The organism is Bradyrhizobium sp. Ken64 (genome assembly GCF_055807555.1).
Genome location: NZ_JBVVPA010000002.1, coordinates 417,668 through 442,469, shown reverse-complemented (window position 1 = coordinate 442,469; position 24,802 = coordinate 417,668). Strand labels below are relative to the sequence as shown.

Below are 24,802 nucleotides of genomic sequence, written 5' to 3'. Positions count from 1 at the left end.
AGCCCCGCATGTCTCGTTCGTGTCATTTGCCGTCGAGGTCCAATCCTCCGGAGTGACACAGGTGATGCTCGTCGAGACGGACCTGCACCTGAATCCGCGGCATCCCGCCTACGACCGCTTGGCCGTCACACAACTGATTGCAGCGTCAGAGGCGTACACGAGCGCCAATGTGGAAGGTCCTTCTTCCATTCGGCTCATTTCCACCCGCAACGGGGAAATCTAACGGTATCATCAGCCGCGGTGCTGGTACGGACTCGTGAACCGGAGGCGGGATGAGCGAGGCGAGGTATCTGAGCGCGGAAGGGGTAGTATCGCTCCGGCCGCCCGGAAGGGTTGGTAGGCGACTATGAAACATGTGCCGTCGTTGCTGGGCGTCATCGCCCTGTTTTGCATCGTGTTCTTCCTGACGAGAGCGTCGCTTTCAACGCCTCAACTAGCGGCTGGCATTTGCATTGCTCTCCTCGTCTATGCCGCCACCATGGTCTGGCATATCCGCAACATCCTTCGGCAATCGAAAGAGGCGGCAAGGCGCGAGCAGCCGATGGCCCAGTTCTCGGACCGGCCCTTAGGCCGCCAGTCGCACCGGCAATCTCGCCAACGCGCGGATGCCAAGCCGCTTGTGCCAACTGATGTCTTCGGGCTGCCGGGCAAGCCGCAAAGCGGGAAAGCGATCCAGGATGCGCTGAATGCCTATCGACGCTTCTGCGCGCGCGAGCTGGAATCCGAGGCAAAAGTGTGCGCCGGTGCCGAACGAGAGGTGCGGATTGGGATGGCGGCCGATGTCGAATGTGTGGGGCTTCTCGAACCTTGCTGGGTCGCAGTTCGCTGCGGCAAGGAGTGCCGCAAACATCTCGCCGCGCCGGACCTGGCGTCCTTGCCAGATCAAATCCCGGGTTGCGAAACGGGGCTTGGTCATCTGCACGGGGGAGACGTAGCGAAGACATTCCTCGATGCATGTCGGCATCAGGCCCGGGTCTTGGCGCAACCGGCTCAACTGGTCCCTATTCGTGAGCAGCGCGTAGAGACCGCCCGATATCAGATGCGTGGTCGTTTCCTGTCCCGCACCGAAGAGGAGGAAGATCATGGAGACGATTTCGTCCTCGCTGAGCCTCTGGCCTTCGATCTCCGCCTCGCGCAGCGCAGCGATCAGCCCCTCCGGCCGCGCCCCGCCGCCGGGTCTCGAAACGCACCGAAGGTGCCGCACGACGCTGATCACACCTGGGATGGCGCGTATCACCGCAAAGACATTCGCGGTATCCTTCAGGCCGCCCAACCAGTTCTTGAACCGGTCGTGATCCTTCTCCGGCAAGCCTAGCATCGCGCAGATTACCGAAAGGGGCAGATCTCGGCAGAACTCTGCCATGAGATCGGCCTCGGGCTTGCCGTCCAGCTTGTCGAGCAGCCGATCGGCCGTCTCAACGATCGTCGGCTTGAGAGCTGCGATCGTGCGCCTCTGGAAGGCGTGGTCGACGAGGGCACGCAGGCGACGGTGCTCCGGATCGTCGTGGCCGAGCATGTTCGACGCAAGAAGCCCGAGCGTCCTCGGGAGAACTTTCAATATCCGCTCCTGCGTTCTGCTTCCGGCGTTGGCGGGATCGCGCGCGAAGTCCTGGCTGTTTTTCAACAGGTCTGCGCAGCTCTCATGGCTCGCCGCGAGCCAGGTGCGGCCGACGATCGGCAACCTCAAGCGCACCACCGGGCCTTCGGTTCGCATGCGGTCGAGCGTCGTAAAAGGGTTCGCGTGAAACTCCGGGGACAAGATGTCGAACCGTCGCTCGTCGAACATGTCTGCTTCCGCGCTTCTGTTTGTTGTGGTTGGAAATTGAGCGGTGCTCCGTCCTGAACGCCGCGCGTGCGGGCGGTGCGACTAGCCGCTCTGCCGAGGGGTTGAATCCTTGGACAGACACACTGAAAAGAATCTGCGTTCAGTGAAAGTACCGGAACTGCACAATGTAGACCGCCGCTCCGGCGAAGTATCCGAGAAGCGCGAGTACGCTGATTTTTCGCATGTACCAAATGAACTGGATCTTCTCGATTCCCATCGCGGCAACGCCCGCAGCGGAGCCGATGATCAGTATCGATCCGCCCGTGCCGGCGCAGTAGGCGATGAATTCCCAAAGGAAACTGTCCGGTGGATACTGGCCCATTCCATACATGCCCATCGATGCTGCGACCAATGGAACGTTGTCGACGATGGCGCTGAGCAGCCCCAACGCAAGCACGATTGCGTCGGTGCGGCCGATGCTTTGATCCAGCCAGGCTGCAAGGGCGGCTAGAATATGGGTGTGCTCCAGCGTGGCAACGGCCAGCAAGATACCAAGGAAGAAGACGATTGAGCTGAGGTCGATCTGGGTAAGAGCGTGCGCCACAGTCAACGGCCTTCTCTCCAGCGGTTGCTTCCGGCGATGAATGACCTCTCCGACGAGCCACAATGTTCCCAAGCCGAAGAGGATGCCCATGAAAGGCGGCAGGTGCGTAACGGTTTTGAACGCTGGCACCAGGACGAGGATGGCAACCCCGAGGGTGAACATGACGTTTCGTTCGAAGGCGGGCGTGAAGGCATCGTCGCTGCCATCGACCTTGGGAGCCGCGAAGGTTCGCCCGCGCAACCGGTAATTCACGATGAGTAGCGGGATCAGCATGTTCGTAAGGGACGCGAGGAATAGCGTCTTGACTATGGCGAGAGCCGTGATCTGGCCGCCGATCCACAGCATGGTCGTGGTGACGTCCCCAATGGGGGACCACGCGCCGCCTGCGTTGGCAGCGATCACGATCATCGCGACGAACAACAGCCGATCACTTTGCTTGTCCAGCAGCTTCCTGATCAGCGAAACCATGACGATGGTGGTGGTGAGATTATCCAACACGGCGCTCAGAAAAAACGTCACGGAGCAGATGAGCCACAGCAGGGTCGTCAATTTCTTCGTGTTGATTTGCGAGGTGATGATCTCGAATCCGTCGTGGGCGTCTATGACCTCGACGATGGTCATGGCGCCCATCAGGAAAAATATGATCCCTGCCGTCGAACCGATGGTCTCGCGGAGCTGATCGACGATCGCTTCGTGGTCAGTTGCACCCACGGCATAGATCGTCCAGAGCAGGCCGGCCCCAAAGAGGGCGGAAGCTGATTTCTCTATTTGGATCGGGTGCTCAAGCGCTATAGCGGCATAAACCACGACGAAAACGACGACGAGTGCGACCAGCAAAACGAACCTCCGAATCCGAATTTCGGGCCGATCATGCCCGAACCGGACTGCGCTAAGAAGCCTCATGTGCTGAAAGGCCGCGGTCCAGTATCGTTGGCTTGGGAGAACAAAATGCCTCAACCAAACGGTGACGGATCAAGCTTGTGGGGCTCCCGCGCGAAAGGCCCCGTTGGCTGGATCGTCAGCATCGTATCCATTCTGATGTTCGTCGTGGCCCTCTACCTGTATGCAACGAGTGGCGCACCGGGTTCGTCTCCGAATGCGACGGGCGGCTCGAGCGATCGCTCGCCGGTTCGCCTCCCAGCACCGAGTAAATAAGGACAAGGACAGAGCGCCGCGATAGCCGCCGTTGCACGGCGGTTATCGACTGAGCAATCTCCAGCGAATGGACCGAGAAACGTGGATTATCTCAGCCGCCGCTTCGGCCTGGCCGCTTGAGGTTTACCTTCAGGCGATCGACGCGCCGCGACCTCCAAGGCCACGAGGCCGAAGACGGAGAGAGCGATTAGAATGACGAGTAGCAGCAGGGTGCCGTACATTTAGATGACTCCTACCCAGCTGCTCCTGTGAGCAGCCAGTGGTTCGACAACGTGCGGCGCCGAGATCGCGGATAGAGGGGAGTTGTCGATCGAGCAATTGCACATGCGGACAGAAGCGGGCAGATGAGTGTGCGCACGCAAGGCCGGTGCCTGCAGCCCGAGCCTTGCCGGCACCTGCACGCGAGTTTCTCGGCTCTACGGCGAGTAGTTTTTGATGCTGCGCAAAAAGTTGTCGGCCGGGGCGCCCTCAAAAAATGCGTTCCTCACGGGACTCTGCACGAACAATCACTTCAGGCCCAACGAAATGTAGCGATTGGCAGCTCGCCGGGCAGTCGGGAGATCGCTTGTCGCCCGTCAGGAAAATCCTGACTATCATGACCTCCGCTCGGGCGAGGAAGGTTCAGTCGTGATGTGGCTCGTTCGCTGCACGATCGCCCGAGGAGTAGGAGTATGCTTCAACGTCTGCCAAAGACGGCGCTCGAACGCCGCACACAATTACGTCCGAGGATGGAAAGGCCGCTCTTCGGGGCGGCTTTTCTGTGAGCATAGGAGGAAAAGCAAATGCATCTGAAAGCTCCTATCGATCTTGACGCCGAAAGGTCGCGCAAAAGGGCCGTGTGGTTGCGTCAACTAGCCGAAGGGGCGGCTCACCCGGAATTCGCTGAAAAGATCAAGGATCTGACTGAAGAATACAGGGGACTTGCCGAACAGTTAGAGCATGAGGACCAGTAGGCCAGCGACACGCAACGTGATCAAGCAAAGAAGCGGCGTGGGCCCGGCGGCTTGATGTCCCGAGTGTCGAGCGCCTCCCAGCCCAATCCGTACCGCCGTTACCTTGTTTGCGGTGATGCCGCTCCGAACTGCCGACCGCGTTTCGGCCGTGTGGGGGCCAGGTTGTGCACCGGGTCCTTACAAGGCAGGGAAGTCGCGCGACGAGGTGGACGTGAGCCGGACCCGCATGTGTTGCAAGCTGCGTTACTTCCCTCAAAAGTAACGCGTAATCCCGCAAACTGTAACGGCCAATTCTCGAACAAGGAACGCGTGATCTGGGAGCGTACAGAACTCGGAATGCCTGGCTGACTGAGCTTTTCAGCTTCATTGTGTCTGCGACACAGCCATTGTGCTGGACGCGAACTCTCAACCGGCTCCTTCCCCAAGCATCTTGGCCTGCGCCTTCTTCGACTCCCCCGCGGCGCTGCTGCTGTCGCACACGTTGGCCGCGCGCCGCTCAAGCCGCACGACATGAACGGCTTCCAGCTTGGGGCGGTATGGTCGCTCATCCTGTGTTGCGGTCGCTCCGGACGTGAGACGACAGTGTGGTGGCCAGTTGGTTCAGATGCGACGGCTTCAAGATTGCCGCCGCCGTTTCGGTTTTGGTGTTTCTTGATAGTGCGACACCAAGATGCTACACATTGCCAGTGTCGCCCGGATTTTCTCCAGTCGTTTCAGGTGCGTAGCTTCAGCGGCCACAGGTCGAAAACTGGCTGAGTACCCTCCCGCCCCAGCCAGCGCGCCGCAGCTCTCGGCGCTTACTCGGTCGCTTCCATGTGGTTTTGGTCGACGACCCGCAGCGTCCGCCGCACCATGCCCTCGACAATGACCGCCGACTCGCTTGGACGCAGATGGATCGCCGTGGACCTGAGCAGCCATGGCAACACCGCCTGCTCAAGCCGCTCTTCATAGGCGTGGCGCATCATGTCGAATGCCATCAGGCCTGGACCCGCCAGGATGACATGGTGTGGGCGCAATACGGATATCGTTGCCGCGACCGCCTCGGCGAGCGCGCGACCTGCCTGCAGGAACAGGTGCTCGAGACGTGGATCGCCGCCCAGTGCGCGCTCGCGCAGCAGGGCCATCTGTCCCTCGGATGGCTGCTGCGAGTCCGCCGGCGGCAGATCGAGAAAGGTCCGGGCATCGCGGTAGAGCGCATAATCGGCAAGGTAAGCCTCGATACAGCCGCGCTGGCCGCAGCGGCATTGCGGGCCATCCGGCGCCAGCTTGACATGGCCGATCTCGCTGCCGGCGCCCCAGCGTGCTTCACCATCGGCAACGACGCCCATCCCGATGCCGTGACCGACCATGATAGTGGCCGAGAGGCCTTGCGCCAATGCCGGTTCGGCGGCCGTGATGGCGAGCGCGACCGCGACAGCGTCGTTCGCCATCACGACCTCGACCCCGAACGCCTGACGTATTGGCGTCGCGAGATCGAGCTCGGTGATCGACAGCGCGGGACTCCACAGCGTCGAGCCGGTGTCGACGTTCACGATGCCTTGCAGCGCAATGCCGATTCCCAGCAGCCGATGGCGCGGCGTCGCCGTCGAATCGAGCAGCGCATCGATCTGCGCGATCACGAGATCGCGCAGCGCGCCTGCATCGAGCGCGCGCGTCGATAGTGCAAGTCGCGACTGCGCCACGCCGGAGCCCCGGAAATCCGCGATCAGCGTCTCGATCAGGTTCATGCGCACGGAGACCGCGGCTATGCGCCCGAACTCCGGATTCAGGGTCAGCAACACGGCCGGCCGGCCACGGCGGCGGCCATTCAGCCCGTCCGCATCCTCTTCCTCGCCGTCCTCGGACCAGGGGCTTGCCGCCGTCTCTGTCTCGCAGAGCAGCTCTTCCGCGATCAGTCGCGACGTCAGGCCGGAAACCGCCGGGAAGCTCAGGCCAGTGCTTCGGGCCAGCGCCACGCGGGGCAGCGGCCCCTGGCGTCGCAAGACGTCGACGAGACGGCCGCGGTTGGATTCACGGGCCGTGTTCGACACGCGCCTGGACGGCTCAATTTGGTCAACCATGCTGCCTCTTTAATTCATCAGGTAAATTTAATGCAGAAATGAGATGCCGATGCGACCGGAAAAGCACAATCGGAATACGGTTTGCAGCAGCCATATTTACTAATATCGTACCGTATGTACTATTTAGACTGGAAGAAGGGGCACGTACATCCTGATCCGGCTGGTTTGCCCTGCTGCATTTGTTCGCGACGTAAATAAAAGATGGCGCATAAGCGCTGTGAAACCCCTCAACGGGGGTGACCAAGGGAGGTGTACATGAACGGATCGATGAAGAAACTGATGGTGTCGCTGTTTGCGACCGCAGCTGCGCTGGCGGTTGCTACGGGGGCGGCGCAGGCCCAGCAGAAAAAGACCATCGCACTGGTCACCAATGCCGCGGCCGATTTCTGGACCATTGCCGGCCGCGGGCTCGAGAAGGCTCAAAAGGAGCATCCGGAATACGATATCCAGTTGATCGTCACCAACGATGCGACCGCGGCGGGCCAGCGGCGCTTGCTGGACGACCTGCTGGTGCGCGGCGTTGCCGGCATCTCCATCTCGGTCGACGATGCGCCGCACGCAACCGAAGAACTCAACAAGGTGGCGTCCCAGACCGTGTTGATTACGACGGACAGCGACGCGCCGCAGAGCAAGCGTCTCGCCTATATCGGCACCGACAACGTCGCGGCCGGGCGGCAAGCAGGCGAGGAGTTCAAGAAGGCATTGCCGAACGGTGGCAAGATTGCGCTGTTCGTCGGCACGATGGACGCGGACAACGCCCGCGAGCGAGTGCAGGGTATCAAGGATTCGATCGCCGGCACCAAGATCGAGCTGGTCGACGTGTTCACGGACCAGGTGGACTCCGCCAAGGCCAAGGCGAACATGGAGAACGTGCTCGTCAAATATCCCGACATCGCGCTGCTGTCCGGCCTTTGGAGCTACGAGACACCGCTGATCTATGACGCGGTCAAGGCGGCGGGCAAGGCCGGCAAGGTGAAGATCGTCGGCTTCGACGAGGACCAGCGCACGTTGCGGGGAATTTCCGACGGCACGATCGAGTCGACGGTGGTGCAGCAGCCGTTCGAATTCGGCTATCTCTCCGCCACCAACATCATCAAGACGCTGAAGGGCGACAAGTCCTGGATTCCCGCCGACAGCAAGCTGATCGTGCCGACCCAAGTGATCAGCAAGACCAATGTCGCGGAGTTCACCGCTCACATGAAGGAGCTGCTGAAGAAGTGACCCTCTGTACCTTTCGACGCCCGGCGAGAATGCCGTCGGGCGTCGGTTGGGAGGAAGTGAATGGCGGAAATCCTGTTCGAACTCGCCGGGATCAGCAAGTCCTATCCCGGGGTCATGGCCCTCAACGATGTCAGTCTGCGCGTGTACCGTGGCGAAGTGTTGGGTCTGATCGGCGAGAACGGCGCCGGCAAGTCGACTTTGATGCGCGTGTTGGGCGGCGTGATCGCGCCAAGCGCGGGCGTTATCCGCATCGGCGGAACTGACCATGCAGAAATGACGGTGAGCGAGGCGACGCAGACCGGCATCGCCTTCGTGCACCAGGAACTGAACCTGTTCGAGAATCTCGACGTCGCCGCCAACGTCTTCATCGGACGCGAGAAGCTCGTCGGCGGCCCGCTGAAGCTGGTGGACAGCGCGCAGATGCGCGCTCGCGTGACGCCGCTGCTGCAGCGTCTGGGCGCAGATTTCACCCCTGACACGCTGGTCGACAATTTGTCGATCGCCGAACGCCAGATGGTTGAGATCGCCAAGGCGCTCTCGATCGATGCCCGCGTGATCATCATGGACGAGCCGACCTCGAGCCTCACGATTTCGGAGACCGAGCGTCTGCTGGAGGTGATTGCCGATCTGAAGGCGCACGGCATCTCGGTGATCTATATCTCCCACCGGCTCGGCGAGATCATGACCTGCGCCGACCGCGTCGTGGTGCTGCGCGATGGGCGCACGGTGGGAGAGCTGGCGCGAGATCAACTCAGCCACGCCGCAATGATCAGGCTGATGATCGGCCGCGACCTGAAGGCGCTGTATACCCCGCCGAAACGACCGCCGCAGCCGGGCGGCTGCGACATCGTCGGCGTCGTGACATCAGCCTTTCCCGACCGGCAGGTTGATCTTTCCGTGCGGCATGGCGAGATCCTGGGCCTGGCCGGGCTCGTGGGCGCTGGCCGCACTTCTCTTGCCCGCGCGGCCTTCGGCGTCGACCCGCTGCTGGGCGGCGAGATCAGGATCGACAACGCGCCGATCGCAATCGCCTCGCCGCGGGACGCGATCAGGCAAGGCATCTATCTGGTGCCGGAGGACCGCAAGAAATCCGGGCTCGTGCTGGAGCTGCCGATCCGGGAGAACGTGACGCTGGCCGGTCTGCTGAATTATGTGCGGATGTGGCTGGTCAGCGGCGCAGCCGAGCGCAAGGTCGCGAAAGAGCAGGTCAGGCGCCTCTCCATCAAGGCGCCGAGCATCGACATGGAGGTGGTGACGCTCTCCGGCGGCAACCAGCAGAAGGTCGTGCTCGGCAAATGGCTGTCCATGCAGCCGCGCGTGATGTTCTTCGACGAGCCCACCCGCGGCATCGATGTCGGTGCCAAGAGCGAGATCTACGCGTTGATGCGCGAACTCGCCGACCAGGGCGTCGCGATCGTGATGATCTCCTCGGACATGGAGGAGGTCATCGGTGTCTCCGATCGCGTGGCGGTGATGCACGAAGGCAGTGTCAGCGGCGTGTTGGAGCGACGGCAATTCAGTGAATACAACGTGCTGCGGCTTGCGATGGGCCAGGCGCTGGAAACCGTGGAAGCCGCTGCCCCATGAACAAAAAAGAACTCGGCCTCGGCCTGCTGCTCGTGGTGATTTCCGTCATCACGGGCATGATCAATCCGGCCTTCCTGTCGCTGGTGAACCTGCTGAATATGGCCAATCTGATCGGCCTGTTCGGCGTGTTTGCGCTTGGCGAAGGGCTCGTGATCATCACCGGCGGCATCGACCTTTCGCTCGGCTCGATGTTTGCGCTGCTCGGCGTCGTGTTCGTCGACCTTCTGACGACCTACCAGGTGCCGTGGCCCCTGGCGCTGGCGGCCGTGCTGCTGGGCGGGCTGGTGCTCGGCGGCATCCAGGGGCTTCTGATCACCCGGCTGAAGATGCAGCCCTTCATCGTGACGCTATGTGGATTGCTGATCTATCGCGGCGCCGCCCGCTACTACACGAGCGATTCGACCCGCGGCTTCGGTTACGGCGACGAGGCCGCGACCCTGAGCAGCATTGCCTCCGGCCATGTGGCGGGCATCCCGAACACCTTCATTCTCCTGATCATTCTTGCGCTGGTCCTCGGCGTGGTGCTGCACCGCACGGTCTACGGACGCTGGCTTTATGCCGTCGGCAAGAACGAGGAGGCGGCGCGCTTCTCCGGCATCAACACGAATATGGTGATCGCCACTGCCTATATCATCAGTGGTGGGCTCGCCGGAGTTGCGACCGTCTTGTTCGTGTTCTACACGAACTCGGTGTCTCCGAGTTCCTTTGGCAATTTCTATGAGCTCTACGCGATCGCGGCTGCCGTGCTGGGCGGGTGCAGCCTGCGCGGCGGCGAGGGTTCAATTCTCGGTATCGTGCTGGGCACGGCGTTGCTGCAGGTGTTGCAGAACCTCGTGAACATCCTGGGCATTCCCAACTCACTGAATTTCGCGGTGATGGGCACGGTCATTCTGATCGGCGTGTTGGCGGATCAGCAATTGCAGGCACGACGGCGCCGCAAGCTGGCGCTTGCCGGCCTCGCCCGCGCCGCGCCGAAATCGACATCGCCGGAGCAAGTTCAAGGCGCGGCACCGCGCGCCGCGGATGCATTGCCGGCGAGAACGGGTGATCTGGCATGACGGATCCACGCTCCAGTTGACACAAGGCTGCCTGGACGGCGACCGCTGGGGAGGGGCGCGTTTCAGGCTCGAGGGCTTTGGGCAGGGACGCGAGGCAAAGCAAGCAAAGCCCGAACGGCGGGAGGGACGCTAACCCGGCTGAGCAGCACACGGAGCATGCGGGCGGCCCTGCCCCGAGCGGGGCTGCCCTGCTGCAACCGGGACTTCCGACGTTGCTGCTGCCAGGTGCAAGGTTTGCTTATCCCTCGTACTGGTCCGGCCCCATCGCCCAAAGCGATTGATCGTGGCCGGACGCGTAATTGCGATTGTTCAGCGCCGGATTGCGATTGACCATTGGCCGCATGAACATCGGGTGGGTGGCGCTGCGCACCTCGTGCTCGACCGTGAACAGCGGCTTGCCGCTGTCGAGATCGACGATGTCGCAGAAGCGGTACTGATATTGATTGTCCTCGCGCGAGATCAAATCGCGCGCCAGCAGCTTGCGGTACGGGCCGGAAAAATCGGTGATGTACATCTGCACATGGTGGCCGTCATAGTCGCCTTGCGGCCGATCGGTCTCGCGGAACAACAGATGCTGGTCGCGGCCCGTCTTCACGGCGGCAACCGCGCCGTCGCCGTTCCGCAACTCGGATGGCATGCCCATGATCTCGGGGTAGAAGGCGCAGATGCGCGCGGCGGATCCCACCGGTACGTCGAATTCGACATAGGGAATGCCGAGCGCGACGCGACCGAAGCGCGCGGCGTCGGGCTCGTAACAGCGCAGCCGGTTGCCCCACGGACAAATCGCCTCGACATGGTCGTTATGCTCGGCGAAGGCGAACGCGGTGCCCTCGAGCTTCTTGGCGACCGACGCCAATCGCGCCAGCAGCGCCTCGCGGCCCGCGATGACCAGCCCGACATGACCGCGCAGCACCTGCGGCCGGCCGCTCGGCAAGTGAAACTGGCTACGTCCGGCGTTGATCCACATGTTGGTGTCGGACACCATCAGAAAGGGATCGCGGGTGAGCCCAAGGCCTGCGACATAGAACAGCGTGGCAAGCCGTTGGTCCGGGACCTGGATGTTGACGTGCTCGAAATGGATCGCGTTGCCGAGATCTTCTTTGGATCGATCGAATTGTTGCGGCATGGACGGGGCTCTGATGCGGGAGGGACAGGCCCATACTAGAGCACAATTTCCGCCAGTCGAAATGATTCGCCGATCACATCTCGAGGGCGGGCGTGACGTCCGTTGCCACCTTGCCGCAAATGCCAATCCCTGTAAGCTGACAAACAGCACAAAGGAAAGAGATCGATGGGAGGGGTTCTGGACGGCGTCCGCGTTCTCGATTTCGGGCGCTATATCGCGGGGCCCTATTGCGCGACCTTGCTGGCCGAATTCGGCGCCGAGGTCATTCGCGTGGAGAAGCGCGACGGCAGCGAGGATCGCTTCGTGGCGCCGGTGGGCGAAAATGGCGAAGGCGCGCTGTTTCTTCAGGTCAACCGCAACAAGAAGTGCCTCACGCTCGATCCGATGAAGCCGGAAGGGCAGGAGGTGATGCGCCGGCTGATTGCGACCGCGGACGTGGTGGTCGCCAATTTGCCGCCGCAGACCTTGCGCGCGATGAAGCTCGACTACGATTCGCTCACGGCGATCAAGCCCGACATCATCCTGACGACGGCAACCGCGTTCGGCGGGCCGGGGCCCTGGTCCGACCGCGTCGGTTTCGACGGCGTAGGCCAGGTCATGTCGGGCTCGGTGTACATGACGGGCGCCGGCGATCCACCCTATCGGGCAGCGGTCAACTGGGTCGATTTCGGAACCGCGCTGCATTGCGCGTTCGGCACGCTCGCCGCGCTGATCGCGCGCGGCAAATCCGGGCGCGGGCAGATCGTCGAGGGCGCATTGCTCGCAACCGCCTTGTCCTTCACCAATGCCCCGCTGATCGAGCAGGCCGTCATCAACGTCAATCGCGTGCCGACTGGCAATCTCGGCCAGACCGCGGCGCCCGCCGACATCTACCGCACCAGGGACGGCTGGGTGCTGTGCCAGGTCACGGGACATCCGCTGTTCAAGCGCTGGGCGAAGCTGATGGGCGAGGAGGAGGTCTGGCTGAACGATCCGCGCTTTGCCGACGACATCAGCCGCGGCAACAACGGTCCTGTCATCAGCGAGCGGATGGCGCGCTGGTGCGCCGAGCGCACCACGCAGGAAGCCGTCGACACCCTGGGCAAGGCCATGATTCCGACCGGCCCCGTGCTGAGCCCGCAGCAGGCGCTCGATCATCCGCACATCCGCGCCGCCGGCTTCATGCAGGACGTCGACTATCCCGGCCTACCGAAGCCCGCACCGGTGGCGCGCGCCGCCGTCCGCCTCTCGGAAACGCCCGGCGAAATCGCGACGCGCCCGCCCACGCTCGGCGAGCATACCGATCTCATCCTGGGCGAGCTCGGCTACGACAAGGCCGCGATCGCGGCGCTCCGGCAGGGCGGCATCGTCTAGCGGTGAACAACGACGCCTGCACGGCGGCTTGCCGTCGTGATCGCCGCGCTTTGCCGCACGTTGAGCAATTGCTTCAACGCTCCTGCATCGGCCGGCGCCGCGCTCTTCTGGTCGTTGTCGAAATAGACGTAGACGTCGCAGCCCTGCCGCTTCCAGGACTTGATGCGCCGCGCCCATTGCGCCAGCGTGGGTTTCGTATAGTGCCCGTGATAACGCCCGCTGGGCCCGTGCCCGCGCACATAGACGAAATCGGCCGTGCGCTTCCATGGCGCGGGCGCGTCGTGATGATCGGACAGGCACAGCGAGATGTTCTCTTCGGCCAGCATCCGCAAGATGCGTGGCTGATACCAGCTCGGATGACGGAATTCGAAACTGTAGCGCCGCTTCCGCGACAACAGCTTGAAGAAGCCGGCGAGGCGGTCCGCGTCGGCCTCGAATTGCGGCGGCAGTTGGAACAGGATCGGGCCGGCCTTGCCGCCGAGCCGTGAGATGCGATCCTCGAGCAGCTCGAGGCTGTTCACCGAGCGGTCCGACAGCCGTTTCCAATGCGTGATGAATTTCGACGCTTTCCACGCGAAGACGAAATCGCGGCCGGTCTGCGCCCGCCAACCTTCGACGGCCTCCGGCGTCGGGGTGCGGTAGAACACCCCGTTCAGCTCGGTGGTGTCGAATTGTCCGGCATAATAGCTAAGCTGCTGCTTCAGCGTCACGCCCTCGGGAAAGAACGGGCCTCGCCAGGAGGCGTAGTGCCAGCCGGAAGTTCCGATCAGAACGCGCGCCATGTTCGACGTGTCCATCCGTTGCGATTTGCCGGATGGGAACGTCCGTGCGGCCGATACGTTGCTCGTGAGCTTGATCAACGCAGGACCGGAACCGATGTACGCGCTGTTCGAAGGCAACAAGCAGATCGGCGACCCCTTTCCCTCCGAGAAGGAGGTGTGGGAAGCCGCATTGATCGAGGGGCTGGTGACCGACGTGCCGGTCGCGGACGAGGAGGGCGGCCGGCTTCTGCCAGCCGGCTACCACGTCGCGCAGGTCGAGGAGACGTTCGAGCCGAAGCCGGGCTGGAAGCTGCCGCGCGAGATCTCCTGAGCGGGCCTAGTTCGAGGCTAGCGCCGCCTAGTTTGAGGCCAGTGCCGCCTTGGCGACTTCCGCCATCCAGCCTGCCGCCACCGGTAGAATCGCGTCGTTGAAATCATAGCGCGGGCCGTGCAGCTCGGCGCCATCACGCAATTCGCCGTTGCCGATCCAGACGAAGGCGCCGGGGCGCCGCGAGAGATAATGGGCGAAATCCTCACCGGCCATGCTGGGCGCAAGGTCGCGCCGCAACTCGGCCCGCACCTTGTCCGCGGCGAGCCGCGCGAGATCCGCCTCGGCCGGCGTGTTGACGACGACGCCGACGCCAATGACGATCTCGGGCGTGACCTTGACGCCGAAGCTCGTGGCAATCCCGGCGCAGATCTGTTCGATCCGCGCCACGACGGTGTCCTTCACCGCATCACGATGGTAACGCAGCGTGCCGCCGATCGAGACGCGTCCGGCGATTTGGTTGCGTGCCGTGCCGCCTTCGAGCGTGCAGAGCGAGAGCACGGCGGCGTCGAGCGGATCGACGCTGCGTGACACGATCGATTGCAGCGCCACGATCAAATGGCCGGCCGCCATCACCGGATCGCGCGTCAGATGCGGCATGCCGGCGTGTCCGGCATGGCCGTCGATGGTGATGATGACACGCCCGCCGGAGGCCATCACGACGCCGTCATGGACCGCGATGGTGCCGGCGGCAAGGCCCGGCCAGTTGTGAAATCCGAACACCCGCTGCATCGGAAAGCGCTCGAACAGCCCGGCCGCGACCATCGCGCGCGAGCCGCCATAACCTTCCTCGGCCGGCTGGAAGATGAAATCGACCGTGCCGCTCCAGCTGGTATCGGCGGCGAGCAGTGCGGCGGCACCGAGCAGCGAAGCGGTGTGCCCGTCATGGCCGCAGGCATGCATCACGCCGGGATATTGCGAAGCGTAAGCTAGCCCCGTATCTTCGGTGATCGGCAGCGCATCCATGTCGGCGCGCAGGCCGACGCGGCCCTGTGCAGCCCCTCGCGTGAGGGTCGCGACGATGCCGTGACCGCCGATGCCTGACACGAAGGGAATGCCGAGCTCGGTGAGTCTGTCCTGCACGAAAGCGGCGGTGGCTTCCTCCTGAAGGGACAGTTCGGGATGCGCGTGCAAGTGCCGGCGCCACGCGGTCAGTTTCTGGTGCAGCTCGGGGCTCAAGGCGGGATTCTCTCGGATTGTGTGTCGGCGTCGACACCATAGCCGAATAACCGCAGCTTGCATCAAGCGTCAGCGAATGCCTCGCGTGCAGCAACGCGTTGGTGATTGCTGGGGCAAACCGAATGCGCTGCGCGCTCCGCTTCACCTCTCCCGCTTGCGGGAGAGGCCGGGAGAGGGCTCGATCGTCATTGGGGTTCTCACTGCGGAGACACCCTCTCCCCAACCCTCTCCCGCAAGCGGGAGAGGGGGCGCACCCGCGGCCGTGGCTCCGCGCTACGCCGACAGCTTCGCCAGCCCGTCCCAGTCGAAGCTGATGCCGTGGCCGATCCGGTCCGGCGCGAGCGCGAGTCCGTCCTGAAGCACCAGAGGATGCTCGATATATTTGTCGAGTCCAAAACCGTGCGCCTCCAGATACGACCGGTTCGGGCAGGCCGCGAGCAGGTGCACGGTGATGTCGTGCGCGCCGTGGCTGGTGACGGGCAGGTTAAACGCCTCCGCCAGCCGCGCGATCTTCATGAAGGCGGAGACGCCGCCGCAATTGGTGACGTCAGGCTCGGGATAGGACACTGCGCCTGCGACGATGTAGTTCTTGAACTCCCACAGCGAACGCAGATTCTCGCCCGCCGCGATCGGTACGCCGCCTGCCTGCATGATGCGGGCGTGGCCCGCGACATCGTCGGGAATGATCGGCTCCTCGAGCCAGGTGAGGTCGTAGGGTTGGAACGCGCGGGCGGCGCGGATCGCTTCCTCGACCGTCCATTTCATGTTGGCATCCACCATCAGCGGAAAGCCGTCGCCGAGATGTTGTCGCATCGCAGAGACCTTCGCGACGTCGGTTTTGAGATCGGGCCGGCCGACCTTCATCTTGATGGCGCGAAAGCCTTTGGCGAGATTGCCGTCGGTCTGCTTCAGCAGCGCCTCGACCGAGAGATCGAGATCGATGCCGCCGGCATAGCACGGCACGCGCGCATCAAAACCGCCGAGCAACTGATACAGCGGCAATGTCGCGCGCCGCGCCTTCAAGTCCCACAGGGCGATATCGAGCGCCGAGAGCGCCAGCACCGCCGGTCCGCCGCGCCCGCCATAATGCAGGCCCCACCAGACATGATGCCAGATCGCTTCGGTATCATCGGCCTCGCGGCCCTCGACGAGCGGCGGGATCTCGCGCTTGAGGATGTCGGCGACGGCGCCGCCATTGCGCCCGACCGTGTAGGTGTAGCCGACGCCCTCGGCGCCATCGGCATCGCGCACCCGGCAGGTGATCAGCTCGAACGCCGCGATGTCGCCATGGGTCGAGTCGGAGAGCATGACGGGGAGGGGGATCCGGTAGAATCCGGTCTCGATGTTTGCAATGCGCGGCATGATTTTCTTCCTGCGTTTTCTTTGCAGGCTAGCCCGAGGTTCGCGCCGCGGCAATGCGGTCGTTGCGACATCGCGGCGCGTCTTGGGCAAGATCGCGTTGCGCTATTGCGCCGGCGCGCCAGCGGCCGGTCGCCGCGAAACGTCCTCGGCAAGCTGCTGACCTTGAGCGAGCCTGCGCTCGATCATGCCCATCACGGTGGTCACGTCTTCGAAGGCCCGCGAATGCGCTTGTCCCTGTAAGCGGGTGATGTCGAACACCAGAATATTGGCCCGCGCCAGCTCGTCCTTGTAAGGCTCTTCCTCCGCGTTGACATCGCCGAGACGGGTGAGGCCGCCCGCGATCGACTTCGACAGCTTCAGCGCACCGTCATCCTGCGACAGGAACAGCGCGAAGCGCGGCCGCGACGATCCCATTTCCTGCATCTGTTCGCGAAACGCCGCGAAGTCGACATCGGGGGCCACCATAGCCACGTTCCTGATCTTGCCGCCGATCTTCCCAGTCCGGCGTGCCCTGGCCTGGAGGGCATTCAGCGTGATCAGGCAGCCCATGGAATGGCAGAGCACGGTGACCTCGCGGATTGCGGGGTTGAGCGCCACCTGCTCGATCAGCCCGTCGAGCGATCCGACGGATTCACGGGCGACCTCGCCGTCGCGCTCATAGGCGCGCAATCCGACCAGGCCTTGCGAGGGCCAAGAGAACAGGATCGGGATCACCGGAGCTCTCGAGTCCTGGACGATTTGCGCGAAGCGATAAACCGCATCATCGAAGCGGTTGTTGAAGCCGTGGACGAAAATCATCGCCTTGCTGCGGCGGGTCTTCTTGGCGACACTGTTGATGGCAGTATTGAAGGCGGCCCTGTCGAGGTAATCGGCCGACACCGTGACGAACTCGCGGCGCGGATCGCCGGGCGGCGCCACCGGCCACTGGATCGCTCCGACCACGCGGGCCTCGTCAGGCGGAATTGAGACAGAGACCATCGCGTAGGACATCGCGGCGGCACGTTCGCGGCCGAACATGTCGCCAGTGTCGACGGCCGCGCGCTCGCGCGTCGTCGCAACAAGGATCGGAACACGCGACGTGCTCTCCGCGGCCTCGACCGGAACGAGCACGCCCTGCAGAGGGCGTCCCGCGCAGGATGCGCAAGCAAGAGACAGGATCAAGACGCCCGTCACGCGCCGGCAAGTGCGGGAGATGGCCTGGGAGCTCATGCTGCTGCGAGGAATGGCAATGGGTCCGTGCCCCGATCTTTCGCGACCTCCGCCCACTGCTGGACCTTCGGCCTCTGTATCACTTGATTTAGATCAAGCGCACCGGGCCGGGCGCCTCGATCCGCGGCCGGCGCGGGCCGGCCGAGCCAACGCGTGCGGCGCTGTCCCGCCGAAGGATATCGCCGGCTTTGTTTTCCAATTTGTCGGCGGGGTTTTGGTGGGCAGCTCACCGCATCGTTGCGAGCTGCACGGCCAGCGCGCAGGCGCGATCATATTCGTCCAGATTGATCCACTCGTCGATCGTGTGCGCCTCGTTCTGGCCGGCGCCGAAGGTCACGGTCGGAACGCCGTGGCGGACCATCCAATTGGCATCGAGGCCGCCATTGGCGGTGCGCACGTTCGGGGTGCCGCCGACGGCGGACACCGCCTCCACCGCGCGTTTGACCACCGGCAAATTGTCCTTCATGCGGAACGGGAAATAATCGGTCTCGGCCTTGAACTTGACCTTGCCGGACTTGCCTTGCGCGTTGGTGACTTTCTTGGCCGCCTTCTCGAACGCGGCCTTGTAGGCCTTTGTGATCTCCTTGAAGAACTTTCCATCATGGCTGCGGCTTTCACCGCGCACATGCACGTAGTCGGTGACGACATTGGTGGCGTCGCCCGCAGGCCGTCCCTCGCCGCCGGTGACGGGGCCGACATTGCTGGTGCCTTGCTGCTTGCGCTTGACCACCTTGCCGAACCAGCCGCCGGCCTTCACGTCCGCCAGCGCAAGCGCGAGGATCATGGTCGAGGAGATGCCGCGCTCCGGCGCGACGCCGGCATGCGAGGCGCGGCCGAAGATCTCGACGGTCCAGCGGTCGGCACCAACCGCGCCGATGACGACGTTGGAGGCCGAGCCGCCGTCATAGTTGAACGCCATCACCGGCGAGCCGAGCTCGTCCAGCTTGACGTGGCGCGCGCCGTAAAGCCCGCTCTCCTCGCGCACGCAGAACAGAAGCGTGATCGGCGGATGATCGAGCTGCTGCTTTTCGAGCTCGGCTGCCAGCGTCACCAGCACGCCGCAGCCGCAGCGATTGTCGCCGCCGAGCGCGGTCTTGGCCTCGTTGACGATCTTGCGACCCGACTTCTTCGGCCTGGCGCCGGCGCACAGCGGCACGGTGTCCATGTGGGTCATGAACATGATGCGCGGCTGGTTGTGCAGCGCGCCGCGGCCGGGCAGGTCGACGATCAGGTTGCCGGTCTCGGTCGGCACGGGAATGCGCGTATTGGCGTCGTCGAGCCGGATCGCCTTCGCCGGCACGCCGCTCTCCTTCAGCGCGGCCGTGAGCTCACGCCCGATCGCCGCCTCCTGTCCGGTGACGCCCTCGACGGCGAGAAAGCGCATGAGGCGGTCGGTGGCGGCTTTGGTGTCGACAGGCATGAGATGTCCCCTTGATGCAGGGCTCTACTCTATCGCCGGTCTTGGCGAGGTGTAGACTAAAAAGATCAGCGCGCCCATGCCAAGCATGGCAGCCATGAACAGCAGCACCGCCGGCAGTCCCGCGAAGGCCGCCACCGCGCCGGTGATCGACTGCATCAGAGCCGCGCCGAGGAAGAAGGCGAGGTTGATCGCCGCGAGCGCCTTGCCCGCGACTTGGGCGTCGACCAGCTGCCGCGACATGCCGAACAGAAGCGGCTGCGCCGAGGTCGCCAAGCCAATGAGCACGAACAGCACGAGGTCGTATTGCGGCGGCATCACGGGAAGGCCGAGCAGCATCGAGACGGCATAATGCGGCGCCCCTAACGCCATCAGCGCCAGCAGCAATGCGCCGGCCAGGTGCGTTCCCGCCACCAGCGCGCGGCGGCGGCCGATCCTGCGGTCGATCATGCCGACGAGAAGCGGACCGGCGATCATCGCGAGCGTGAACGCGCCGAGCTGGTTGCCGGCCTCGACTCGCGACAATCCCTTGACCTGCATCAGCCACGGTCCGCCCCACAGGCCGCGCAGCACCAGCGAGGTCGCAAGCGACACCAGCGCCAGCGCGATCAGGCCGCGCAAGGGACGCGACAGTCCCAGCCTGAGCACCTCGATCATCTGCGACAGCGGCGAGGATTCGTCCTTGTGCTCGGCCGGCTGGTTCGGCACCAGCAGGAACACCGCGAGCGCCACGGCGACGCCGCCGAGTGCCGAGATCCAGAATCCGGCGCGCCAGCCGTAAGTGTCGACCACGAAGGCGAGCGGGCTCGACGACAACAGCATGCCGATATTCCCGATCGAGAGGATCGCGCCCGACCACAGCCCGAAGCGCGCGGCCGACAATTGCTTGGCCGCCAATGTCATCGGGCACATCAGCATGCCGGAGGTGGCGACGCCCAGCAGCACCTGACCGACTGCGAAGCTTTCGGGTCCCGTCGCGAATCCCGACGCGATGGCGCCGACCACGGTTCCCGCGAGCAGGCTCAGCGACACCGGCCGCACGCCAAAGCGGTCCATCGCCGCACCGACCGGGATCTGCGCGGCCGCAAACGCGAACGGATAGACCGAGGTGAGGCTCGCCAGCGCCTGCGGTTCGATGCCGAAATCCGCCGCCATGAGGTCGAGGCTGACCGCCGGAATGGTGCGCAGCAAGGTCGAGAGCATGTGCCCGCAGGCGAGCGCAAGCAACGCAAGGATCAGCGCGCGGGTGGCTCCCGCGTCGTTGGTGGCGGCAGTGGTCATAGGCGTTGCGTCCCGGCAAGGTTTCGGGTGGGGTTACATGATTGGCGGGTGCATGCCAACATCGGGACCGCCATGCCCGCAATGTCATGGACGCGTAACGCACTGGACGCGCAGCGCAATGGACGCACAAGGCAAGTGATATCATGTATCTCGGCATCGACCTCGGCACCTCTGCCGTCAAAATCGTTCTGGTCGACGACGCGCAGCGTGTGGTGGCGAGCCGCAGCCGGTCGCTGACGGTCTCTTCGCCGCGTCCGGGCCATTGCGAGCAGGACCCGGCGCAGTGGACCGAGGCCACATTCGCGACGCTGGACGCCTTGAAGGCGGATCACGCGCGCGAACTGGCCGAGGTCGAGGGCATCGGCCTGTCCGGCCAGATGCACGGCGCGACGCTGCTCGACGCCAGCCACACGCCTTTGCGGCCCTGCATTCTCTGGAACGACGGACGGTCCTTTGCGGAATGCGGCGAGCTGGAGCGGCGCTGGCCCGCCTTGCGGACGACGACAGGCAACAAGGCGATGCCGGGATTCACGGCGCCGAAACTGCTGTGGGTCGCCAGGCACGAACCGGAGACCTTCGCGGCGACAAAACTCGTGCTGCAACCAAAGGCCTATCTGCGCCTGGTGCTGACGGGCGAGGCGATCGAGGATGTCTCGGACGCCTCGGGTTCGCTGTGGCTCGATGTCGGCAGCCGCGATTGGTCGGATGAGGGGCTCGCCGCGACCGCACTATCGCGCCGGCAGATGCCGCGTCTCGTCGAGGGCTGCGCGCCGTCGGCACGGCTGCGGAGCGAGTTGGCGCAGCGCTGGGGCATGGCCGGGCGGCCGATGATCGCCGGCGGGGCCGGCGACAATCCGGCGGGGGCCGTCGGCATCGGCGCAATCAATCCCGGCGCAGCCTTCATTTCGCTCGGAACCTCCGGCGCATTGCTGGTGCCGACCGAGACGATCGCGGCCAACCCGGAGCGGGTCGTGCACACGTTCTGTCACGCCGTCCCGGATAGATGGATTCAAGCCGGCGCGATCCTCTCGGCGGCATCGTGCCTGGCCTGGATCGCCCGGCTGTTGGGGACTTCCGAGGCCGACCTGCTGGCGCCGCTCGGGTTGCGCCCGCGGGCGCCGTCGCCGGTCAGCTTCCTGCCGTACCTCTCCGGCGAACGCACCCCGCACGATGACCCGGATGTGCGCGGCATGCTCGATGGACTCAGTCATGGCACCGATCGTGACGCGGTCGTGCAAGCCGTGCTGGAAGGCGTCGCCTTCGCGCTTGCGGATTGCCGGGACGTTCTCGCCGAGACCGGACTGGCGATCGCGGAGGCGGACGTCATCGGCGGCGGCTCGCGGTCGCGGTTCTGGCTTGCGGTGCTGGCCAATGTCCTGAACGTGCCGATGCATCGCTTTGCCGACGGCGAGACGGGCGCGGCGTTTGGTGCGGCGCGGCTTGGCCGCCTGGCCGTCACCGGGGAGGCGATCGATGCCGTCTGCACCGCGCCCGAACGCGTCGAGACGTTCGAGCCTGAGCCCGCGCTTGCACAGGCCTATGCCGAGCGGCTTCAGCAATGGCGCCGCCTGTACCGGCCGCGGCGCTGATCGCAATGCGCGATGATGTGGCGAAGAAAAGGCATCACGCGCGAGATCGGTTCCGTCTGCAAAAGATAAAAGCAGCGCCGGACCGTTGGTCGGCATGCCGGAGGTATTGCCCTGCGCCACAACCTTTTGTTTAATGCTTGCGCGCGCCAGGGACCAACGAGACGCGCGTGAGATTGCGGCCGCCGTCGGCGCGTCGGGGGAGGTGTGATGAGCGAGCCCATCCTCGAGATGCGCCGGGTCTCCAAATCGTTCTTCAGCATCAAGGCGCTGCGCGACGTCGATCTCACCGTTTACGCGGGAGAAATCCACGCTTTGATGGGCGAGAACGGTGCCGGCAAATCCACCCTGATGAAGATCCTGTCGGGCGCCTACCGGCCAGACCCGGGCAGCGAAATCCGCATCGACGGCCAGCCCGTGCAGATCAGCGGCCCGCTCGGCGGCCGCGCGGCCGGCATCGCAATCATCTATCAGGAACTCTCGCTCGCCCCCAATCTGAGCGTCGCGGAGAACATCTATCTCGGCCGCGAGGTCTCCCGCGGCGGCTTGCTGGCGCGCGAGGCGATGCAGGCCGGCGTCGGTCCGATCCTTGCGCGACTCGGCGCGGATTTCACGCCGCAGACCCAGGTCGCCAATCTTTCGATGGGCCAGCGCCAATTGGTCGAGATCGCGCGCGCGCTGCACGCCCGCTCCAGGATCCTGATCATGGACGAGCCGACCACCGCGCTGTCGGCCGGCGAGAGCGAAAGGCTGTTCGCGCTGATCCGCCAGCTGCGTGCCGAAGGTCTCGCCATCATCTACATCTCGCATCGCATGGACGAGGTCTATGCGCTCGGCGATCGCGTCACGGTGCTGCGCGACGGCACGCTGGTCGGTTCGCTCGACAAGGGCGACATCCGCGCCGACACCATCGTCCGGATGATGGTGGGACGCGACGTCTCCTCCTTCTACAAGAAGGAGCATGATCCCAGGAGCGATCCCAACGCGCGGTCGGGAGCTCCCGTGCTTGCGGCCGTCGACATCGCCGACGGCAGGCGCGTCAAGGGATGTTCGCTGACGGTGCATGCGGGTGAGGTGGTCGGCCTTGCCGGCCTGGTCGGCGCCGGCCGCACCGAGCTTGCGCACCTCATCATCGGCGCCGCGCCGATGGTTTCGGGCCATGTCGAGATCGACGGGCGCGCGGTCTCCATCCGCACGCCCGGTGAGGCGCTGGATGCCGGCATTGCCTATCTCACCGAGGACAGGAAGGCGCTCGGCCTGTTCCTCGACATGTCCTGCCTCGACAACATCAATCTCGCGGTGCTCGGCCGGGATGCGAAATTCGGCGGCATTCTCGACCGCGACAAGGCCCGCGACCGCGCCAAGCGCGCTTTTGCAGGCCTCGGCATCCGTGCTGCGAATGTCGGTGTTCCCGCCGGCGGGCTCTCCGGCGGCAACCAGCAGAAAGTGCTGCTGTCGCGGCTGCTCGCGATCGGCCCGAAGATCCTGATCCTCGACGAGCCGACGCGCGGCGTCGACGTCGGCGCCAAGTCCGAGATCTATTCGATCATCGACAATCTCGCGAAGTCGGGCACCGCGGTTCTCGTCATCTCGTCCGACCTGCCCGAGATCATCGGCATCTGCGACCGCGTCATCGTGATGCGCGCGGGACATATCGCGGGGCAGATCCGGCGCAACGCGACATCGCCGCTCAATCAGGAGGAGATCATGGCCCTCGCCACCGGAACGGAGCAGCTCGATGCCTGAGAACGGCGCTTCCTCAAGCACAGCCCCCGCCAAAGCCGCCCCCGTCGCGCCCGGTCTTGCCGCCGCGCAGGAGACGAAGCGGCAGCGTACGCGGATGATCATTCGCGCGGTCGGCATGCTGCCGGTGCTGCTGTTGCTGTGCATCGGCTTTCACGTGCTGTCGGATGGCCGCTTCTTCACCGGCCAGAACATCGGCATCGTGGTGCAGCAGTCCGCGGTCAATACCGTGCTGGCCGCAGGCATGACCTTCGTCATCCTCACCGGCGGCATCGACCTTTCGGTCGGCTCCATCCTGGCGGCGTCGGCGATGGCCGGGCTGATCATCTCCAAATTCCCGGATCTCGGGGTGCTGTGGTTGCCGGCCGCGGTGCTCACCGGCGCCGTCTTCGGCATTCTCAATGGCGGCTTGATCGCGCTGTTGCGCTTGCCGCCCTTCATCGTCACGCTGGGGTCGTTGACCGCCGTGCGCGGCGCGGCGCGCCTGCTCGGCGCCGACACCACGGTGTTCAATCCGTCGATCCCCTATGCCTTCATCGGCAACGGCGCGTTGACCCTCATTCCCGGTGTATTGTCGATTCCCTGGCTCTGGGTGATCGCGTTGCTGGTCATCCTGGTGTCGTGGCTGGTGCTCAAGCGTACCGTGCTCGGGGTGCACATCTACGCGGTCGGCGGCAACGAGAGCGCGGCGCGGCTCGCCGGCATCAAGGTCTGGGCCGTGCTGATCTTCGTCTATGGCGTATCCGGCCTGATGGCGGGCCTCGGCGGAGCGATGCAGGCGGCGCGCCTCTACGCCGCCAATGGCCTGCAGCTCGGCCAGTCCTACGAGCTCGACGCCATTACCGCCGTGATCCTGGGCGGCACCTCCTTTGTCGGTGGCATCGGCTCGATCTGGGGAACGCTGGTCGGCGCGCTGATCATTGCCGTGTTGTCGAACGGCCTGATCCTGATCGGCGTGTCCGACGTCTGGCAATATGTGATCAAGGGCCTGGTGATCATCGGCGCGGTGGCGCTGGACCGCTATCGGCTGCAGGGCTCGGCGCGGACCTGAGAG

20 protein-coding genes are annotated in these 24,802 nt (G+C 64.4%); 10 read left to right on the top strand and 10 right to left on the bottom strand.

The features are described from left to right. Window positions 1–61: 61 nt before the first annotated feature. Window positions 62–223, top strand: a complete 162-nt coding sequence (locus AC0L2F_RS05175) for a hypothetical protein (protein ID WP_473247716.1) — start codon at window positions 62–64, stop codon at window positions 221–223. Window positions 224–565: 342 nt separating this feature from the next. Here the strand turns inward: AC0L2F_RS05175 and AC0L2F_RS05170 are convergent, their stop codons facing one another. Together AC0L2F_RS05170 and nhaD are read right to left on the bottom strand one after the other, a co-directional pair. After that, window positions 566–1,786, bottom strand: a complete 1,221-nt coding sequence (locus AC0L2F_RS05170; RefSeq protein WP_473247715.1) for a cytochrome P450 family protein — start codon at window positions 1,784–1,786, stop codon at window positions 566–568. Window positions 1,787–1,925: 139 nt separating this feature from the next. Next, window positions 1,926–3,206: a sodium:proton antiporter NhaD gene (nhaD, locus tag AC0L2F_RS05165; protein ID WP_473247714.1), complete on the bottom strand. Its 1,281-nt coding sequence runs from the start codon at window positions 3,204–3,206 to the stop codon at window positions 1,926–1,928. Between the two features lie 1,100 nt (window positions 3,207–4,306). On the opposite strand from nhaD, the gene AC0L2F_RS05160 reads away from it, so the two are divergent. Then, window positions 4,307–4,477: a hypothetical protein gene (locus AC0L2F_RS05160; protein WP_156526760.1), complete on the top strand. Its 171-nt coding sequence runs from the start codon at window positions 4,307–4,309 to the stop codon at window positions 4,475–4,477. A gap of 797 nt (window positions 4,478–5,274) precedes the next feature. Here AC0L2F_RS05160 and AC0L2F_RS05155 read toward each other — a convergent pair. Continuing rightward, on the bottom strand, window positions 5,275–6,537 hold the full coding sequence (locus AC0L2F_RS05155; RefSeq protein ID WP_473247713.1) for an ROK family protein: 1,263 nt from the start codon (window positions 6,535–6,537) through the stop codon (window positions 5,275–5,277). A gap of 255 nt (window positions 6,538–6,792) precedes the next feature. Between AC0L2F_RS05155 and AC0L2F_RS05150 the strand changes: the two genes are divergently transcribed. The 3 genes from AC0L2F_RS05150 to AC0L2F_RS05140 are packed head-to-tail and all read left to right on the top strand — an operon-like array spanning window position 6,793 to window position 10,403. Beyond that, a complete protein-coding gene (locus AC0L2F_RS05150) occupies window positions 6,793–7,758 on the top strand; it encodes a sugar-binding protein (RefSeq protein ID WP_007607528.1) in 966 nt (321 codons plus the stop codon). 60 nt (window positions 7,759–7,818) lie between these two features. After that, the gene (locus AC0L2F_RS05145; RefSeq protein ID WP_473247712.1) at window positions 7,819–9,345 is read left to right on the top strand and encodes a sugar ABC transporter ATP-binding protein; all 1,527 of its coding nucleotides are present in this window, start codon (window positions 7,819–7,821) and stop codon (window positions 9,343–9,345) included. Continuing rightward, window positions 9,342–10,403, top strand: a complete 1,062-nt coding sequence (locus tag AC0L2F_RS05140; protein WP_063993327.1) for an ABC transporter permease — start codon at window positions 9,342–9,344, stop codon at window positions 10,401–10,403. The genes AC0L2F_RS05145 and AC0L2F_RS05140 overlap by 4 nt, the downstream gene beginning before the upstream one ends. 238 nt (window positions 10,404–10,641) lie before the next feature. Here the strand turns inward: AC0L2F_RS05140 and AC0L2F_RS05135 are convergent, their stop codons facing one another. Further along, complete coding sequence (locus AC0L2F_RS05135) at window positions 10,642–11,529, bottom strand: VOC family protein (RefSeq protein WP_456765465.1); 888 nt, start codon at window positions 11,527–11,529, stop codon at window positions 10,642–10,644. A gap of 165 nt (window positions 11,530–11,694) precedes the next feature. Here AC0L2F_RS05135 and AC0L2F_RS05130 point away from each other — a divergent pair, with 165 nt between their 5' ends. Continuing rightward, window positions 11,695–12,882, top strand: a complete 1,188-nt coding sequence (locus AC0L2F_RS05130; protein ID WP_473247711.1) for a CaiB/BaiF CoA transferase family protein — start codon at window positions 11,695–11,697, stop codon at window positions 12,880–12,882. Here the strand turns inward: AC0L2F_RS05130 and AC0L2F_RS05125 are convergent. Continuing rightward, window positions 12,879–13,664 (bottom strand): DUF72 domain-containing protein, encoded by a 786-nt coding sequence (locus AC0L2F_RS05125; protein WP_473247710.1) that lies wholly within the window; start codon window positions 13,662–13,664, stop codon window positions 12,879–12,881. The genes AC0L2F_RS05130 and AC0L2F_RS05125 overlap by 4 nt on opposite strands. Between AC0L2F_RS05125 and AC0L2F_RS05120 the strand changes: the two genes are divergently transcribed. Beyond that, window positions 13,663–13,974 carry a hypothetical protein gene (locus AC0L2F_RS05120; RefSeq protein WP_231171106.1) on the top strand — a complete coding sequence of 104 codons (312 nt, stop codon included), beginning with the start codon at window positions 13,663–13,665 and terminating at the stop codon, window positions 13,972–13,974. The genes AC0L2F_RS05125 and AC0L2F_RS05120 overlap by 2 nt on opposite strands. A gap of 27 nt (window positions 13,975–14,001) precedes the next feature. Here the strand turns inward: AC0L2F_RS05120 and AC0L2F_RS05115 are convergent, their stop codons facing one another. From AC0L2F_RS05115 to AC0L2F_RS05095, 5 genes are all read right to left on the bottom strand, one after another. Continuing rightward, complete coding sequence (locus tag AC0L2F_RS05115) at window positions 14,002–15,150, bottom strand: amidohydrolase (RefSeq protein WP_473247709.1); 1,149 nt, start codon at window positions 15,148–15,150, stop codon at window positions 14,002–14,004. A 273-nt stretch (window positions 15,151–15,423) separates the two neighbouring features. After that, window positions 15,424–16,512 (bottom strand): mandelate racemase/muconate lactonizing enzyme family protein, encoded by a 1,089-nt coding sequence (locus AC0L2F_RS05110; RefSeq protein ID WP_473247708.1) that lies wholly within the window; start codon window positions 16,510–16,512, stop codon window positions 15,424–15,426. A gap of 102 nt (window positions 16,513–16,614) precedes the next feature. Then, window positions 16,615–17,622, bottom strand: coding sequence for an alpha/beta hydrolase (locus tag AC0L2F_RS05105; protein ID WP_473247707.1), 1,008 nt, complete (start codon window positions 17,620–17,622; stop codon window positions 16,615–16,617). Between the two features lie 325 nt (window positions 17,623–17,947). Continuing rightward, the gene (locus AC0L2F_RS05100; RefSeq protein ID WP_027516586.1) at window positions 17,948–19,141 is read right to left on the bottom strand and encodes a M20/M25/M40 family metallo-hydrolase; all 1,194 of its coding nucleotides are present in this window, start codon (window positions 19,139–19,141) and stop codon (window positions 17,948–17,950) included. 24 nt (window positions 19,142–19,165) lie between these two features. Continuing rightward, window positions 19,166–20,419, bottom strand: coding sequence for an MFS transporter (locus tag AC0L2F_RS05095; RefSeq protein WP_473247706.1), 1,254 nt, complete (start codon window positions 20,417–20,419; stop codon window positions 19,166–19,168). A 143-nt stretch (window positions 20,420–20,562) separates the two neighbouring features. Here AC0L2F_RS05095 and xylB point away from each other — a divergent pair, with 143 nt between their 5' ends. The 3 genes from xylB to AC0L2F_RS05080 all read left to right on the top strand — a co-directional run bounded on the left by xylB (window position 20,563) and on the right by AC0L2F_RS05080 (window position 24,799). Beyond that, window positions 20,563–22,008: a xylulokinase gene (gene xylB / locus AC0L2F_RS05090; protein WP_473247705.1), complete on the top strand. Its 1,446-nt coding sequence runs from the start codon at window positions 20,563–20,565 to the stop codon at window positions 22,006–22,008. Window positions 22,009–22,215: 207 nt separating this feature from the next. Then, a complete protein-coding gene (locus AC0L2F_RS05085) occupies window positions 22,216–23,751 on the top strand; it encodes a sugar ABC transporter ATP-binding protein (RefSeq protein WP_473247704.1) in 1,536 nt (511 codons plus the stop codon). Next, window positions 23,744–24,799: an ABC transporter permease subunit gene (locus AC0L2F_RS05080; RefSeq protein ID WP_473247703.1), complete on the top strand. Its 1,056-nt coding sequence runs from the start codon at window positions 23,744–23,746 to the stop codon at window positions 24,797–24,799. The genes AC0L2F_RS05085 and AC0L2F_RS05080 overlap by 8 nt, the downstream gene beginning before the upstream one ends. The last annotated feature ends 3 nt before the right edge of the window (window positions 24,800–24,802 follow it).

Excerpts from the sequence above, each read along its gene's own strand:
- AC0L2F_RS05170 (WP_473247715.1), bottom strand. The coding sequence starts at position 1,786 with ATGTTCGACGAGCGACGGTTCGACATCTTGTCCCCGGAGTTTCACGCG.
- AC0L2F_RS05160 (WP_156526760.1), top strand. The coding sequence starts at position 4,307 with ATGCATCTGAAAGCTCCTATCGATCTTGACGCCGAAAGGTCGCGCAAA.
- AC0L2F_RS05155 (WP_473247713.1), bottom strand. The coding sequence starts at position 6,537 with ATGGTTGACCAAATTGAGCCGTCCAGGCGCGTGTCGAACACGGCCCGT.
- AC0L2F_RS05150 (WP_007607528.1), top strand. The coding sequence starts at position 6,793 with ATGAACGGATCGATGAAGAAACTGATGGTGTCGCTGTTTGCGACCGCA.
- AC0L2F_RS05145 (WP_473247712.1), top strand. The coding sequence starts at position 7,819 with ATGGCGGAAATCCTGTTCGAACTCGCCGGGATCAGCAAGTCCTATCCC.
- AC0L2F_RS05140 (WP_063993327.1), top strand. The coding sequence starts at position 9,342 with ATGAACAAAAAAGAACTCGGCCTCGGCCTGCTGCTCGTGGTGATTTCC.
- AC0L2F_RS05135 (WP_456765465.1), bottom strand. The coding sequence starts at position 11,529 with ATGCCGCAACAATTCGATCGATCCAAAGAAGATCTCGGCAACGCGATC.
- AC0L2F_RS05130 (WP_473247711.1), top strand. The coding sequence starts at position 11,695 with ATGGGAGGGGTTCTGGACGGCGTCCGCGTTCTCGATTTCGGGCGCTAT.
- AC0L2F_RS05120 (WP_231171106.1), top strand. The coding sequence starts at position 13,663 with ATGTTCGACGTGTCCATCCGTTGCGATTTGCCGGATGGGAACGTCCGT.
- AC0L2F_RS05125 (WP_473247710.1), bottom strand. The coding sequence starts at position 13,664 with ATGGCGCGCGTTCTGATCGGAACTTCCGGCTGGCACTACGCCTCCTGG.
- AC0L2F_RS05110 (WP_473247708.1), bottom strand. The coding sequence starts at position 16,512 with ATGCCGCGCATTGCAAACATCGAGACCGGATTCTACCGGATCCCCCTC.
- AC0L2F_RS05100 (WP_027516586.1), bottom strand. The coding sequence starts at position 19,141 with ATGCCTGTCGACACCAAAGCCGCCACCGACCGCCTCATGCGCTTTCTC.
- AC0L2F_RS05095 (WP_473247706.1), bottom strand. The coding sequence starts at position 20,419 with ATGACCACTGCCGCCACCAACGACGCGGGAGCCACCCGCGCGCTGATC.
- xylB (WP_473247705.1), top strand. The coding sequence starts at position 20,563 with ATGTATCTCGGCATCGACCTCGGCACCTCTGCCGTCAAAATCGTTCTG.
- AC0L2F_RS05085 (WP_473247704.1), top strand. The coding sequence starts at position 22,216 with ATGAGCGAGCCCATCCTCGAGATGCGCCGGGTCTCCAAATCGTTCTTC.
- AC0L2F_RS05080 (WP_473247703.1), top strand. The coding sequence starts at position 23,744 with ATGCCTGAGAACGGCGCTTCCTCAAGCACAGCCCCCGCCAAAGCCGCC.